This is a genomic window from Streptomyces sp. NBC_00443, from assembly GCF_036014175.1.
Lineage (GTDB): Bacteria > Actinomycetota > Actinomycetes > Streptomycetales > Streptomycetaceae > Streptomyces.
This window is the reverse complement of sequence record NZ_CP107917.1, coordinates 3,001,369-3,015,030: the sequence shown is the minus strand read 5'-3', so window position 1 is coordinate 3,015,030 and position 13,662 is coordinate 3,001,369. Positions and strand designations below refer to the sequence as shown.

Annotated in this window: 11 protein-coding genes and 3 pseudogenes; 4 read left to right on the top strand and 10 right to left on the bottom strand. The window is 71.3% G+C overall.

Annotation, left to right across the window (positions count from 1 at the left end; translation table 11 throughout):
- Positions 1 to 4: 4 nt before the first annotated feature.
- Positions 5 to 682, bottom strand: coding sequence for a TetR/AcrR family transcriptional regulator (locus OHO27_RS13185; protein WP_328423486.1), 678 nt, complete (start codon positions 680 to 682; stop codon positions 5 to 7).
- Positions 683 to 959: 277 nt separating this feature from the next.
- Positions 960 to 1,898 carry an AurF N-oxygenase family protein gene (locus OHO27_RS13180; protein ID WP_328423484.1) on the bottom strand — a complete coding sequence of 313 codons (939 nt, stop codon included), beginning with the start codon at positions 1,896 to 1,898 and terminating at the stop codon, positions 960 to 962.
- A 275-nt stretch (positions 1,899 to 2,173) separates the two neighbouring features.
- Between OHO27_RS13180 and OHO27_RS13175 the strand changes: the two are divergent.
- Positions 2,174 to 2,926 (top strand): annotated as a pseudogene (locus OHO27_RS13175) (RNA-guided endonuclease InsQ/TnpB family protein).
- Positions 2,927 to 2,935: 9 nt separating this feature from the next.
- Positions 2,936 to 3,130 (top strand): annotated as a pseudogene (locus tag OHO27_RS13170) (aminobenzoate oxygenase); the annotation flags it as partial.
- Here the strand turns inward: OHO27_RS13170 and OHO27_RS13165 are convergent.
- The 6 genes from OHO27_RS13165 to OHO27_RS13140 form a co-directional block, all read right to left on the bottom strand.
- A complete protein-coding gene (locus OHO27_RS13165; RefSeq protein ID WP_328423482.1) occupies positions 3,127 to 3,645 on the bottom strand; it encodes a DUF3291 domain-containing protein in 519 nt (172 codons plus the stop codon). The pseudogene OHO27_RS13170 and the gene OHO27_RS13165 overlap by 4 nt on opposite strands.
- A gap of 71 nt (positions 3,646 to 3,716) precedes the next feature.
- The gene (locus OHO27_RS13160; protein WP_328423480.1) at positions 3,717 to 5,195 is read right to left on the bottom strand and encodes a penicillin-binding transpeptidase domain-containing protein; all 1,479 of its coding nucleotides are present in this window, start codon (positions 5,193 to 5,195) and stop codon (positions 3,717 to 3,719) included.
- Positions 5,192 to 6,610: an FtsW/RodA/SpoVE family cell cycle protein gene (locus OHO27_RS13155; protein ID WP_328423478.1), complete on the bottom strand. Its 1,419-nt coding sequence runs from the start codon at positions 6,608 to 6,610 to the stop codon at positions 5,192 to 5,194. The genes OHO27_RS13160 and OHO27_RS13155 overlap by 4 nt, the downstream gene beginning before the upstream one ends.
- A gap of 104 nt (positions 6,611 to 6,714) precedes the next feature.
- On the bottom strand, positions 6,715 to 7,950 hold the full coding sequence (locus tag OHO27_RS13150) for a HAMP domain-containing sensor histidine kinase (RefSeq protein ID WP_328423476.1): 1,236 nt from the start codon (positions 7,948 to 7,950) through the stop codon (positions 6,715 to 6,717).
- Complete coding sequence (locus tag OHO27_RS13145; protein ID WP_328423474.1) at positions 7,947 to 8,699, bottom strand: hypothetical protein; 753 nt, start codon at positions 8,697 to 8,699, stop codon at positions 7,947 to 7,949. Before OHO27_RS13145 ends, OHO27_RS13150 begins: the two co-directional genes overlap by 4 nt.
- A gap of 92 nt (positions 8,700 to 8,791) precedes the next feature.
- Positions 8,792 to 9,298 carry a protein-tyrosine phosphatase family protein gene (locus tag OHO27_RS13140; RefSeq protein WP_328423472.1) on the bottom strand — a complete coding sequence of 169 codons (507 nt, stop codon included), beginning with the start codon at positions 9,296 to 9,298 and terminating at the stop codon, positions 8,792 to 8,794.
- 113 nt (positions 9,299 to 9,411) lie between these two features.
- Between OHO27_RS13140 and OHO27_RS13135 the strand changes: the two genes are divergently transcribed.
- Complete coding sequence (locus OHO27_RS13135) at positions 9,412 to 10,221, top strand: nuclease-related domain-containing protein (protein ID WP_328423470.1); 810 nt, start codon at positions 9,412 to 9,414, stop codon at positions 10,219 to 10,221.
- Positions 10,222 to 10,379: 158 nt separating this feature from the next.
- Here OHO27_RS13135 and ligD read toward each other — a convergent pair whose 3' ends face one another.
- Positions 10,380 to 11,261: a non-homologous end-joining DNA ligase gene (gene ligD, locus OHO27_RS13130; protein WP_328423468.1), complete on the bottom strand. Its 882-nt coding sequence runs from the start codon at positions 11,259 to 11,261 to the stop codon at positions 10,380 to 10,382.
- A 71-nt stretch (positions 11,262 to 11,332) separates the two neighbouring features.
- On the opposite strand from ligD, the gene ku reads away from it, so the two are divergent.
- Positions 11,333 to 12,382, top strand: a complete 1,050-nt coding sequence (gene ku / locus OHO27_RS13125; RefSeq protein ID WP_328423466.1) for a non-homologous end joining protein Ku — start codon at positions 11,333 to 11,335, stop codon at positions 12,380 to 12,382.
- Positions 12,383 to 12,395: 13 nt separating this feature from the next.
- Here the strand turns inward: ku and OHO27_RS13120 are convergent.
- Positions 12,396 to 13,643 (bottom strand): annotated as a pseudogene (locus OHO27_RS13120) (beta-ketoacyl-[acyl-carrier-protein] synthase family protein); the annotation flags it as partial.
- Positions 13,644 to 13,662 lie beyond the last annotated feature (19 nt).

The window sequence follows — 13,662 nt, the reverse complement described above, 5'->3', positions numbered from 1 at the left end:
AGTCTCAGCTATCCGCGGTCGGCTGCTCGGTCTGCTGTTCCGCCAGCTTCTCGGTCAGGGCGGCGGTCTGGGGGTCCCGGCCCGCGGTGACGGAGAGCGCGGCCACGAACTGCTCCACCAGCCAGTCCCGTAGCTCATCCACGGGGGGCTGCTTGCCCTCGTCCAGCCAGATCAGGGAGGCCGCCTCGACCGCGGTGATCCACATCCGTACGGTCATGCGGAGCAGGCGGCCGGGGTCGGTGACACCCAGGTGGCCAAGGACGTGCTCCGCTGCGGCGCGGCGTACGCCGTCGACGATGGCGGTCGTGCGGGACGTCTCCACGACGCTGCCGCCCTGGAGCAGGGCGCTGAAGCCGGCGTCGTGCTGGTCGACGAAGGTCAGGTAGCGGTCGAGGGCGCGGGACAGGCGGGGGACGAGGGGGCCTTCTCGGGGTTCGTCGAAGCAGTGCTGCAGTTCTTCGGCGGCGGAGCGGAGGGCTGCCTCGTAGAGCTGTTGCTTGCCGCCCGGGAAGTAGCGGTACACCAGGGGGCGGGAGACGCCGGCCGCCTCTGCCACGTCGTCCAGGGAGACGTCCTCGGGGGCTCGGTGGGCGAAGAGCGTGAGGGCGGCGTTGAGGAGCTGGCTGCGGCGTTCCTCGACGCTCAGGCGGCGGTAGGCGGGGGTGGGGGCCGAGGGCGTCATGACCAGCAGGGTAGTCGCCGGGAGGTGGGGCGGGGTGCCTCCGGCGGTTGGGCGGGGGATGCCTGCGGCGGCCCGCGCGGGTGAGTGGGGGTTCGCGTAGCGCCTGCGGCCGGTGGGTGGGTCGGGGCCGTGCCGGGGGGTGTCCGTCCTCGGTCGGGCGGTTGCTGTCTCTTGAGAGGTGCTGTTTCTTGACGCCCGCCGCTGCGGGCGGACACCCCCCGGCACGTCCCCTTGCCGCCGTACGCGGGTGCCGCGCTGTGAGGGTGCGCCCGAGTGGTTACGCCAAGAGGCCCGATGACCTCCACAGGCGGCGGCCCGCTCCGCGCAGTACGCCTATGTCGTCCAGGAAGTCCGTCAGGCGTTTTGCGCCTGTCTGCATGACCTCGCGGCGGTGGGCGCTGGCCTTGACCTGGGCCATGGCCTCTCGCTTGTCCAGGCCTACGTTCGTGTAGACCTCGGGGTTGACGAAGGCCACGGAGAAGACGCGGGCGAACTCGCCGGAGGTGATGCGGGTGAACTCCTGGGACCACCTCGGGGCCGTCACCATCTGGCGGCGCAGTTCCTCACGGGCGTAGCGGACGTGGCGGGCCTCCTCGACCACGTGGATGCGGGTGACGCCTCGGACCAGGGGCTGGACGCGCTCGTCCGGGAAGGTCAGGCGCTGCATCCAGTCGAGGACCTCCTCGCCGAGGAGGGTGGCCGTGAAGGAGCCGGGGGTGGTGGAGATCGTCTTGAAGAGGCGGCCCAGGTTCTGGTGCGCGCGGCTGACGGGGTACCAGGGTGTGTCGCCGTGGGAGATCAGGCGGGCGAACATCTTGGAGTGGCGGCACTCGTCCTCGATCTCGGTGAGTGCGTAGCGGACGTGTGCGCTCGTCGCCGCCTTGTCGTAGATGTGGCGGACCAGGAGCTGCATGAGGATGATCTCGAACCAGATGCCCAGGGAGGCGAGGGCCGCCGCCTCGTGCTGGGAGAGGAGGACGCGCTGTTCCTCGCTCATGCGCTTCCACAGCGGGGTGTCGTAGAGCGAGACCAGCTCGGGGGGCCAGAACCACTTGCCCTCCTCGTAGGGCGCGTCCCAGTCCAGTTCCTTGTCGGGGTCGAAGGAGTGCTTGGCGGAAGAGGCGAGCAGCCGCTCGGCCACCTGTTCGCGGTCCTTGAGCAGGCCGAGTGCGTCGCGCAGTCCGTCGACCGCGTCGGCTTCCGTCAGGGTCGTCATCGGTCTCTCACCTCTGTTACCCGGGGGTACGTCGTCCGACTGTTATGAGACTGCCTGTCAGCAAGCTCGTCAATCCCTTGCGCAGGACTTGTTGACCGCGCGTGGTGGGTGCCGACGGTCGGCGCGGGCGATGCGGGGCGTCGCTGTAACTGGGGGCGAGGAGAGCCCGGGGCGACATCGAACGCCTGGACGGCTCGTCGCTGGAAAGTGGGGCGGGTGTGCGGAAGTCGTCCGCCTGTGCGGTCGCGCTCGTAAGGTGGGGTGTCAAGAAGCTGGTGGTACAGGTCAAGCTGTTGCCGACGCCCGTGCAGGCGGCGGCACTTGAGGCGACCATGCGTGCCTGCAACGAGGCGGCTTCCTGGGTGTCCCGGGTGGCGTTCGAGAAGGATGTGAAGCGGAATTTCGCGCTGCGCGAGCACACCTGCCGAGGTCAAGCAGCGGTGGGCTCTGAGCGCGCAGGCCGCTCAGCACGTCATCAAGAAGACCTGTGACGCGTACGGTCAGGTCATGGCCGGGCGGGCCCTGAACCGGAAGCGCGGCGGGCCAAGGACATCAACCACAAGATCGCGAAACATGTGGTGGCCGAGGCGGAACGCACCGGTCGCGGAATCGCCCTGGAAGACCTGACAGGGATCCGCGAGCGGGTACGGCTTCGCAAGCCCCCACGGGCCACTCACTCCAGCTGGAGCTTCGCCCAGCTCGGAGCGTTCATCGCCTACAAGGCCGGCAAGGCGGGAGTGCCCCTGGTGTACGTCGACCCGGCGTACACCTCCCGCACCTGCGCCGAATGCGGCCACATCGACAAGGCGAACCGGGTCTCGCAAGCCTGGTTCGCGTGCCGGTCCTGCGGATTCGTTGATCACGCAGACCGCAACGGCTCCCGCAACATCCGTGCTCGCGCGGAAGAGTTGTGGCGACGCGGGGCGCAGTCAACCGCCCCAGATCCACCCCGCAAACCTGGGCGTGGGACAGGATGCAAGCGCAGTACCACAGCCAGTGGCACCCGCTGTGCAAGCCCGTCGCTTTAGCGGCGGGTAGTTGACCAGGCCTATGTGGACATGGGGGTGTTCGAGATGGGGGACTCGAATCTGGACCTGCTGATGGCTCAGGACGAGGAGATCGCCGAGAAGCTCGACGCCGAGCGGTTCGCGGCGGAGGAGCGGGAGCGGGTGGCGGAGGTCGAGGACGCGATCGAGGCGGGGGCGGAGACCGGTCCGACCGGCCCCTCCTAGACCGAGCAGCCCAGGCCGTCCGGCACCTCGCCGAGCAGCGGCTTCGCCCCCTGCGGCGGGAACGACGTGCGCAGGGTGAAGGCGTAGGGGGTCGGGCCGTTCGTGCGCAGGTGCAGAAGCCGGGACTCGGCCTCCGCGACCGTCGGGCGGTGGCCCGCGGGGACCCACCAGAGGGTCACCATCGCCTCCTGCACCTTGTCGAACCACTCGCGGCGGCGGGCCAGCATCTCGCGGTGGCGGCCCTGGTACATGTACGCGGTCAGGGCGTTCGTGTCCCGCCACACCGACATGTTGATGATCAGCCAGTCGTCGCCGAAGACGCTCACGTCCGTCGCGTCGCCCGCGTCGCCCTCCAGCCGCCACACGAAACCGTCGGCGGCGTCGGCATCGGCGTTCACCGGGTCGAGGCTGTCGACGAAGTCCTTCAACTGCGGTGAGTCCAGCGGGGCCTTGAGGCGGGCGATGTTGACCTGGGCGAGTTCGTAGGCGGCTTCCTGCACGGCTGATGTCGTCATGGGCCGAACGATAGGTCGGGCGGCGCCGGGGTTGCAGGGGGTGTCTCAGTACGTGGGCACGGTCGCCTGCGTCAACTGTCCTGCGGTGAGGGGGATTTCAGTACCGCCTCCATCACCGCCCGCGCGATCGGCGCCGCGTCCCCGCCGCCGCTGATCTCGCCCCGGTCGGCGTCCGCGTCCTCCACCACCACGGCGACGGCGACCTTGGGCTCCAGGTCGGTGTCGCCCTGCGCCCAGGAGACGAACCAGGCGTACGGCGTGCCGGAGTTGCCCAGGCCGTGCTGGGCCGTGCCGGTCTTGCCGCCCACCGTCGCGCCGGGGATCCAGGCGTTCGTGCCGCTGCCCTCGCGTACCACGTCCACCATGAGTTCCTTGAGGAGGACGGCGGTCGACGGGCGCATGGCCTGCCGCATCGGGCGTGATCCGGCCGTCGAGACCGTGGAGCCGCCCGCCCTGGTCGTGCGTTCCACCAGGTACGGCGACCGTACCTGGCCGCCGTTCGCCACGGCCGCCGCGACCATCGCCATCTGCAGGGGTGTCGCGCGGGTGTTGTACTGGCCGATCGACGACAGGGCGAGCTGGGCCTTGTCCACCTTGGTGTCGAAGGTGCTCTCGGCGACCGAGTAGGGGATCTTGAGGTTCGGGTCGTTGAAGCCGAAGGCCCCCGCGGTCGCCGCCATCCGGTCCACTCCGACCTTGACGCCCAGCTTGGCGAACACCGTGTTGCACGACCACTCGAAGGCCTTGCGCAGCGGTGCGTTCCTGCAGCCCTTGGACTCGTTCGTGAGCGAGGTCCTGGTGCCCGGGAGGGTGTACGGCTCCGGGGAGTCGGTGCGGTCGTCCAGATCCTCGACCACGCCCGAGTCCAGGGCCGCCGCTGCCGTCATCACCTTGAAGGTCGACCCCGGCGGATACGTCTTGCGCACCGCCCGGTTGAGCATCGGCTTGTCGGCGTCGCGGTTCAGGGTCGACCAGGACCTGGCCACCGCCGAGCGGTTCCCGGACAGGACGGATGGGTCGTACGACGGGGCGGACACCAGGGCCAGGATGCGGCCCGTCGACGGCTCGATGGCCGCCACCGCGCCCTTGCGGCCGGCGAGTCCCTCGTACGCCGCCTCCTGCGCCGCCTTGCGGAGTGTGGTGACGACGTCGCCGCCGGGGTTGCGGTCGCGGATGGCCACGCCGTTCCACAGCGGGAACGGCGTCAGCAGCGGGTTCGTGCCCGACAGGACGCCGTCCTCGGTGTGCTCCAGCAGGGTCGTGCCGTACACCTGCGACGCGAAGCCGGTGACGGGGGCGTACATCGGGCCGTTCGCGTACGTCCGTTCGTAGCGGAGGTGCTCGCCGGTGTCCCGGGAGCCGGTGACCGGTGTGCCGTCGACCAGGATGTCGCCGCGCGGCTGCCCGTAACGGGCGATCGTGGTGCGGCGGTTGGCGATGTTGTCGTCGTAGGACGGCGCCTCGAAGACCTGGATGCGGGCGGCGTTCACGAGCAGCGCGATCAGCAGCAGCGCGCAGAAGAAGGCGGCGTGGCGGATGTGCCGGGTCATCGGGCGGCCTCCGCGGTGGCGTCGGGTTCCGTCGGCACGGGGGCCTCCTCGCTCCTGGGGACGCCGAGGCGACTGCGTGCCCGGTCGCTCAGCCGGATCAGCAGCGCCACGATCGCCCAGTTGGTGACCACCGACGAGCCACCCTGCGCCAGGAACGGCATCGCCATGCCGGTCAGCGGGATCAGGCCCGTCACCCCGCCGGCGATCACGAACACCTGGAGCGCCACGATCGAGGCGAGCCCCACCGCGAGGAGGCGGCCGAAGGGGTCGCGCAGGGCGAGGCCCGCCCGGTAGCCGCGCTCCACCAGCAGGCCGTAGAGGAGGAAGATCGCGGACAGGCCCGCCAGGCCCAGCTCCTCCCCGGCCGTCGCCAGGATGAAGTCGGACTTGGTGGCGAAGCCGATCAGGATCGAGTGGCCGAGGCCCAGTCCGGTGCCGAGCATGCCGCCCGCCGCGAAGGCGAACAGCGACTGGGACAGCTGGTTCGGGCCCTCGCCCGCCTCGATCGACGCGAACGGATGCTGCCAGTCCTCGACCCTGCCGTGCACATGCGGCTCCAACTGTCCGACGGCCACCGCACCGAGCGCCGCGAGGAGCAGGCCGAGTGCGATCCAGCCGGTGCGGCCGGTGGCGACGTAGAGAAGGACCACGAACAGGCCGAAGAACAACAGCGAGGTGCCCAGGTCGCGTTCGAGGACCAGGACGCCCACGCTCAGCAGCCAGATGGCGACGATCGGGCCGAGGACGCGCCCGGTGGGCAGTTGGAGCCGGTTGACGCCGAAGACACGGCGGCCCGTGTATGCCAGCGCGCTGCGGTTGGCGGCCAGGTACGCCGCGAAGAACACCGCGAGCAGCACCTTGGCGAACTCGCCGGGCTGGATGGAGAATCCGGCGATCCGGATCCAGATGCGGGCGCCGTTCACGGCCGGGAAGAAGATCGGCAGGGTCAGGAGAACGAGCGCGGCCACGACACACACGTAGGAGTAGCGCTGGAGCACGCGGTGGTCGCGCAGCAGGAGGACGACCACGATGAACAGGGCCACCCCCAGCGTGGACCACACGAGTTGGGCGGGGGCCGCCCGGTCGTTCGGTGTCTCCAGGTCGAGCCGGTAGATCAGGACCAGACCGAGGCCGTTGAGCAGTACGCCGATCGGCAGCAGCAGCGGGTCGGCGCAGGGGGCGCGCAGGCGCACCGCCAGATGCGCGACCAGCGCGAGTACGCCGAGCCCGGCCCCGTAGCCGGCGGCGCCGGGCGGGACGGTGCCGTTCTTGGCGAGGCCGACCGCGCAGTAGCCGTACACGGAGAGCAGGACCGCCACGACGATGAGGGCCAGTTCGATGCCACGGCGCCGGGGGAGGCGTGCGGCGGGAGCGGGCGCGTCCGCTGCCACCAGGGTGGTTCCGGCCTTGGTCATGTCCGGAACTTACCCAATTAGTCCGTCTTGTGTGCCTTACGGCTCCGCACCAGCGTGGCTTGGGGCCGATGGAGCGAGGAGGGGCGCCCTGTCCGCGATCGCTCCTAGCGGAGCGTCAGCGTCGCAACGGCTCCGCCGTCCGCCGAATTGGTGAACGTCAGCCGCGCGCCCAGCACCTCCGCCTGCCCCAACGCGATGGTCAGCCCGAGTCCGTGCCCCTTGGAGCCCCCCTCCGTACGGAACCGCTGCGGCCCGTGCGCGACGAGGTACTCCGGATAGCCCACGCCGTGGTCCCGCACGGTCACCACGGGCCCGTCCACCGTCAGGACGACCGGCCCGCGCCCGTGCTTGTGCGCGTTCGCCACCAGATTCCCCAACACCCGCTCCAGCCGCCGCCGGTCGGTCTCCACCACGGCGTCCCGTACGACGACGACCTCGGTCCCGGTCCCGGACGCCCGCACCACCCGCTCGGCCAGCGCCCCCAGCGGCTCGGTGTCCAGCTCCGACCGCTCACGTCCGCTGTCCAGCCGCGAGATCTCCAGCAGATCCTCGGTCAGCGTGCGCAGCGCCGCCACCCGGTCCTGCACCAACTCGGTCGGGCGCCCCGCCGGGAGCAGCTCGGCCGCGGCGTGCAGTCCGGTCAGGGGCGTGCGCAGCTCGTGTGCCACGTCCGCCGTGAAGCGCTGCTCGGCGAGCAGCTTGCCCTGCAGCGAGGACGCCATGGAGTCGAGGGCGGCGGCAACGGAGGCCACCTCGTCCTGCGGGCGGGTCGGATCCTTCGTACGGGGATCGTCGACCCGGGCGTCCAGGTCGCCCCCGCTGATCCGCCGGGCCACCCGGGCCGTGGCGTGCAGCCGGCGCGTCACCCGCGTCACCGCGAACGCGCCCACCAGCACCGTCGCCCCGATCGCCAGCGCCGACGACCACACGATCGCCCGGTCCAGCCCCTCGATGGTGCGGGCCTGCTGCGAGTAGTCGACCTCGACCGCGAGGGCCCGCTCGCCGTCGGCGGGGCCCGCCGCCCACATCGTGGGGCGCCCCCGGTGGTCGGCGACCATCGTGGCGCGCTCCCCGGCCACCGCCAGCTCCCGCAGGGACTCGGGCAGCTCCGGCGGGTCCAGGCCGACGCCGGACGGGAGGGTGTCCCCGGCCTCGAACGCGGTCGTCGCGTCCTCCAGCCGGGACAGCGCGAGGTCGCGGGCCTGGCCGACGGTCTGGTTCGTCACCGAGACGTGCACGAGGATGCCGAGCAGTGCGGCGAGCGCGCAGCACATCACCGTGATGAAGAGGGCGGCCTTGACGGCGAGCGGGCCGGCCCACTGGGGGAGCCCGAGTCTCATGGGGTGCTCGCCGACGGGGTGGCGGACGGGGAGAGGGAGGGCGACGCGGAGCGTGAGGGCGAGGGGCGGGGCGTCTTCTGGTGCGGCCCGGTGCGCAGCATCTCGTCGTGCGTGAGCAGCATCGCCTTCTGGTCCGCGTCCCAGGTCCACTGCAGCCGGTACTCGTACCCGGCGACCTCGGACGGCGAGCGTATGATCACCGACCGTCCGGCCAGCTCGACACCGCTGATGGCGTCGTCCCAGGCCATCACCTGCACGAGCCGGTGCTTCTCCACGGTGTAGACGCGCACCGCGGTGGTCTTGCCCGGCATCAGCCGGAAGCCCAGTGTCAGCTCGGGTCGCCCGTCGCCGGTCAGATCCCGGTAGTACGGCCGCAGCACCGGGCACTTGCCGCGCCCGGCGCCCTCGTCGCAGTCGGCCATCAGACGGCCGGTCTCGCGGTACATCGCGTTCCTGCCGCTGTACTCGTCCCGGTGGGCGGCGATCTCCTGGCGTACGACCGCCACCGGCTGCACGTCGCGGATGTCGCCCTCGGGCAGGTCGACGCCCTTCACGACCTCCCTGTTCACCTCGCCCACGACATAGGCGGGGCTGGACGCCGGTGTCAGTTTCGGCCACAGCTTGTCCGGGCTCACCGCGACCTCGGTCGGGCCCGCGCCCTGGAGCTCCCCGGCGTCACCACAGGCGGTCGTGGCCGCCAGCAGCAGGGCGACGAGCACGACGAGGCGCGCGGGGCGGCTGCGGGGCACGGTTCTCCTGGGGATCGAGTAGTGGTCGGCCCGTACACACTATTCGGACGGAAGTCCTTTTTGCGCACCCGGTGGGCGGACGGGCGAAACGGTTACTCGGCGAGCTCCTCAAGGAGCCGGGCCGTCGACAGCCCGGCGCGGAGGTAGTCGACGAACAGCTCGTTGTGCAGGGCCCACGGAGAGCGGCGGGAGCGTATCAGCCGGATCGCCTGCTCGGCGGAGTGGCTCCGGCGCACCAAGGCGTGGGCGATGACGAGCCCCGAGCGGTTGTAGCCGTGGTAGCAGCGGACGAGGACCCTGCGACCCCCGTCCAGCGCCTCGCACGCGGCCTCGGCCAGCCGTATCACCCCCGCGAGCTGGGTGCCGTCCAGCGGTCCGTCGGGGATCGGCCACACATGGTGCGCCACGCCGGGATCGGGCCCGTGGCCGGGCAGGCGAAGCAGAGTCTGTACGAGATCGAACTCGTCCCGTACGACGGCGAACTCCACCTGGCCCGACTGCCCCCGGAACTCGTGACCGCCCATCCACAAGCCGGGCACGATCTCGCTCCACGGGTTGTCCGGAGCCGGTACGTCGGGTTGCTTCCTGCGGGTACGCAACGGCGCCTCCCCAACACCCGTCGAGGGGGGTCTGCCCAACTCCTCTCAAAGGTAACCGGGTTCTTGCACGCGCAGCACCCCGCCTGTTCCCATGGTCAGTGGGGTGATGGTGCATGAGCGGACTGCGCGTCATACCGACCTGGCGACACGGCCAGGAGCGGCTCTACGTCTGCCTCACGGACGGGCGGAACATCGCCTGGTACGACCGTGAGGCGGCCCGGATCAACCTGCTCAGCGACGACCGCAGGGAGGATGTGCTGGAGGCGCTCGGGCCCTTCGTCACCGGCCCGGTGACGGTGGGGCCGCCCCCCGTCCCCACGCCCGCCGAGCTGGCCCGGCTGACCCTGCATCCGGACGACGACCTGGCGCCCAACCGTCCCGGTGAGGCGCTTCTGGTCTCCCTCGACCGGGACCCGGGACCCGCCGGCCGACTTCGCCGTCCCGACCCGCGTCAGCGGGCGCTGACGGCGGAGCAGACGGTCGGGGAGGCGCTGGACCGGCTCGACGGCGCGGGCTGGCACACGCTGCACTCCGTGCCGCTGCCCGGCGGCGACCGCATCCATCACCTCGTGATCGGCCCCGGCGGGCTGTTCGCGCTGCACGCGCTGTACGCCCGTAAGCAGAAGGTGACCGTCGCCGACCCGATGGTCACCCTCGGCCGCCGTGACTCCCACCCCCTGCTCCGCCGCGTCCGCGCCGACGCCGACCGCGCCTCCCACGCCCTCACCGCCGAGGTCCACCCCGTCCTCGCCCTGGTCGCCCCGTCCGACGTGACCATCACCGGGCCGCTCCGGGAGGTCCGCGTCCTGAAGGACACGGAGGTGACGGGGCTGGCCCGGACGGGCGGGGTACTGAAGCCGGCGGACGTGGAGGCGCTGCATGCGATGGCCCGGGACCGGGGGGTGTGGCTGGCCGCCGGCTGAGTCGTGGGGGTCGGCCACCGCGAGCCTTGGGCTGAAATGCCGGGACCGGCGCTGGAAACTCAGCCCCTCCGGCGTTTGAGGAGCGGGGTCGAAGGGGCGGAGCCCCTTCAAGGACGGGACGGGACGGGACGGGTAGGGGCGGCGGGGGCGAGGAAAACTCACGGCAGCGAACCCGCACCGTCCGCGTCGAGAAGCGGAGCCAGCAAGTCGCCGTAGTCCTGCAACCGCGGAGCCAGATCCGGCGCGAGGATGGTCAACGCGTCGGGGGAGCGGCAGTCCTCCACCTCTTCCCACGTCACCGGCGCGGACACGGCAGGCTCACGCCGAGCGCGCAGCGTGTACGGCGTGGCCGTCGTCTTGCGGGCGGCATTCTGGCTCCAGTCCACGAACACCTTGCCGGGCCGCAGACTCTTCGTCATCCGGTGGATCGCCAGCCGGGGCAGGGCCTTCTCGGCCTCCACGGCAAGCTCCTTGGCGTACTCGGTGGCCCGCTCGGACGAGGCGGGACGGATGGCCGCGGCAAGATGCAGCCCTTTCGAGCCGGACGTCTTGGGGTATGCCTCGATGCCGTCCGCCTCCAGACGTTCCCGCAGCCAGAGGGCCACCTCGCAGCACTCCACCACCCCGGCGGGCGAACCGGGGTCGAGGTCGAAGACCAGCCGGTCGGCCTCGCCGGGAGCCTCGATCACCCACTGGGGCGTATGGAACTCGGTGACGAGGTTGGCCGCCCACATCAGACTGGCGAGGTCCTGCACGAACACCATGCGGGCCGGCCCCTCGACACGGGGGACCTCGGCCGTGGTGACCCAGTCGGGAGTGCCCGGCGGAACGTTCTTGGTGAAGAACACCTGGCCGTCCGGACCGTCGGGGTACCGCAGGAAGGACACCGGCCGATCCCGCAGATGCGGCAGCAGGGCGTCGGCCGTGGTCGCGTAGTAGTGCAGCAGCTCGCCCTTGGTGAAGCCGGTCGCCGGATACAGCACCTTCTCCAGATTGCTGAGCGCCAGCCGTCGCCCCTCCACCTCTGTGATCGGCGTCATACGATGAGAATTCCAGAAAATATGGAGGATGTCCGGGTGATCCTGGCAAACCGATCGAAAGGGTGCTGCACGTGCGATCCATCTGGAACGGCGCCATCTCGTTCGGCCTGGTCAGCATCCCGATCAAGCTCGTGAACGCCACGGAGAACCGCTCGATCGCCTTCCGTCAGATCCACACGGAGGACGGCGGCCGTATCCGTTACCGCAAGGTCTGCGAACTGGAGGACCGCGAGGTCACCCAGGCGGAGATCGGCAAGGGCTACGAGGACGCGGACGGCACGATCATCCCGATCACGGACGAGGACCTGTCGCACCTGCCGCTCCCGACCGCGAAGACGATCGAGATCGTGGCGTTCGTGCCCGCGGACAGCATCGACCCGCTCCAGATGGACAGCGCGTACTACCTCGCCGCGGGCGGCGCGCCCGCGGCCAAGCCGTACACCCTGCTGCGGGAGGCGCTGAAGCGGAGCCAGAAGGTGGCGATCGCCAAGTACGCGCTTCGCGGCCGTGAACGCCTGGGCATGCTGCGCGTGGTCGAGGACGCCATCGCCATGCACGGGCTGCTGTGGCCGGACGAGGTCCGGGCACCGGAGGGCGTCGCGCCGGACGCGCACGTCACCGTGAACGACAAGGAGCTGGACCTCGCGGACGCTCTGATGGACACCCTCGGTGAGATCGAGCTCGATGAGCTGCACGACGAGTACCGCGAGGCCCTGGAGGAGGTCGTCGCCGCGAAGGCGGCCGGCGAGGCCCCGCCGCAGTCACCCGAACCGGCGAAGTCCGGCAAGGTCCTCGACCTGATGGCGGCCCTGGAGAAGAGTGTGCGGGCGGCGAAGGAGTCGCGCGGCGAAGAGCCGGGGGAGGCGGAGGCGGAGGTCAGGTCCCTGCCCCAGCGCAAGACGGCCCGGGCGGCGCCCAAGCAGGCGGCGGGCAAGAAGTCGACGGCGGCGGCCAAGAAGGCGGCGGCCAAGAAGACCGCGTCGTCGGCCAGGAAGTCGACCGCGAAGACGGCCCAGGGCGCGAAGAAGACAGCGGCCAAGGCGACGGCGAAGAGCACCGCCAAGAGCACCGCGAAGAAGACCACGGCCAAGAAGACGGCGTCACGCAAGCGCACGGCCTGAAGTCTCCGCGCCCCTATCTCCGCCGCAGCGCCAGCACCGCGTTGTGTCCACCGAACCCGAACGAATTGCTGAGCACCAGGTCTCCGTCCACCGGCAGGGCCCGCGGCACCCCCCTCACCACGTCCAGCCCGATCGCGTCGTCGACCTCCCCGCACCCGACGGTCGGCGGCACCACCCCGTGATGCAGGGTCAGTACGGCGGCGACGGCCTCGACCCCGCCCGCCGCCCCCTGGAGATGCCCCAGGTGCCCCTTGAGAGCCGTGACCGGTACGGGCCGTCGCCCGAGTACCGCCCGCAGTGCGCCCGCCTCCGCGAGGTCACCCTCGATCGTGGCCGTGGCATGGGCGTTCACGTGGACGACGTCGGCGACACGGCCCCCGGCATCCCGCAGGGCCCGCCGCAGGGCCAGCGCGACGCCGTTGCCGGACGGGTCGGGTGCGGCCATGTGGTGGGCGTCGGCCGACAGGCCCCAGCCCGCGGCCTCGCAGTAGATCCGCGCGCCACGCGCCCGTGCGTGCTCCTCGGCCTCCAGTACGAGGATCCCGGCTCCCTCGCCGTTGACGAATCCGCCCCGGTCCCTGGCGAAGGGCCGGGAGGGTGAGCCGGTTGACGGGTCCCCGTCGGCCAGGGCCCGCATCGCCGCGAAGGACGCCATGATCGCCGGGGTGACGACGGCTTCGGCGCCGCCCGCGAGAGCGAGGTCGAGCTGCCCGTACCGTATGCGGTCGATCGCCTGCCCTATGGCCTCGGTTCCCGAGGCGCAGGCGCTCGTCACGGTCCTCGCCTCGCCCGTGATGTGCAGGTCCAGCGACACCTGGGAGGCCGCCTGCGAGGGCACTGTCATGGGGGTGGTGAGCGGCGAGACCGCGCGCGGCCCTTTCTCCCGCAACTTCCGGTCCCCGCCGACCAGTACGGACGCGTCACCGAGAATGGCCCCCAGGCTCACCCCGACCCGCTCCGGCTCGACCCCGCTCTCCCGCGTGCCGCCCTCGGCGAACCCCGCGTCGGCCCACGCCTCCCGGGCGGCCAGCACCCCGAACTGCGCGGCACGGTTCATCCGCCGCGCCACCGGCCGGGTCAGCAGCCGGGCGGGGTCCACGGGCACGACCCCGGCGATCCGCACGGGCAGCCCGGCGAACTCCTCGCCCTCCAACTCCCGTATCCCGTGCCGCCCGTCGAGCAGCCCCCGCCACAGCTCGGCGACCCCGACACCCAGCGGTGTGATCGCCCCGAGGCCGGTCACGACGACCCTGCGGGGTGCGGGCGTGGGTGCGGCGGCC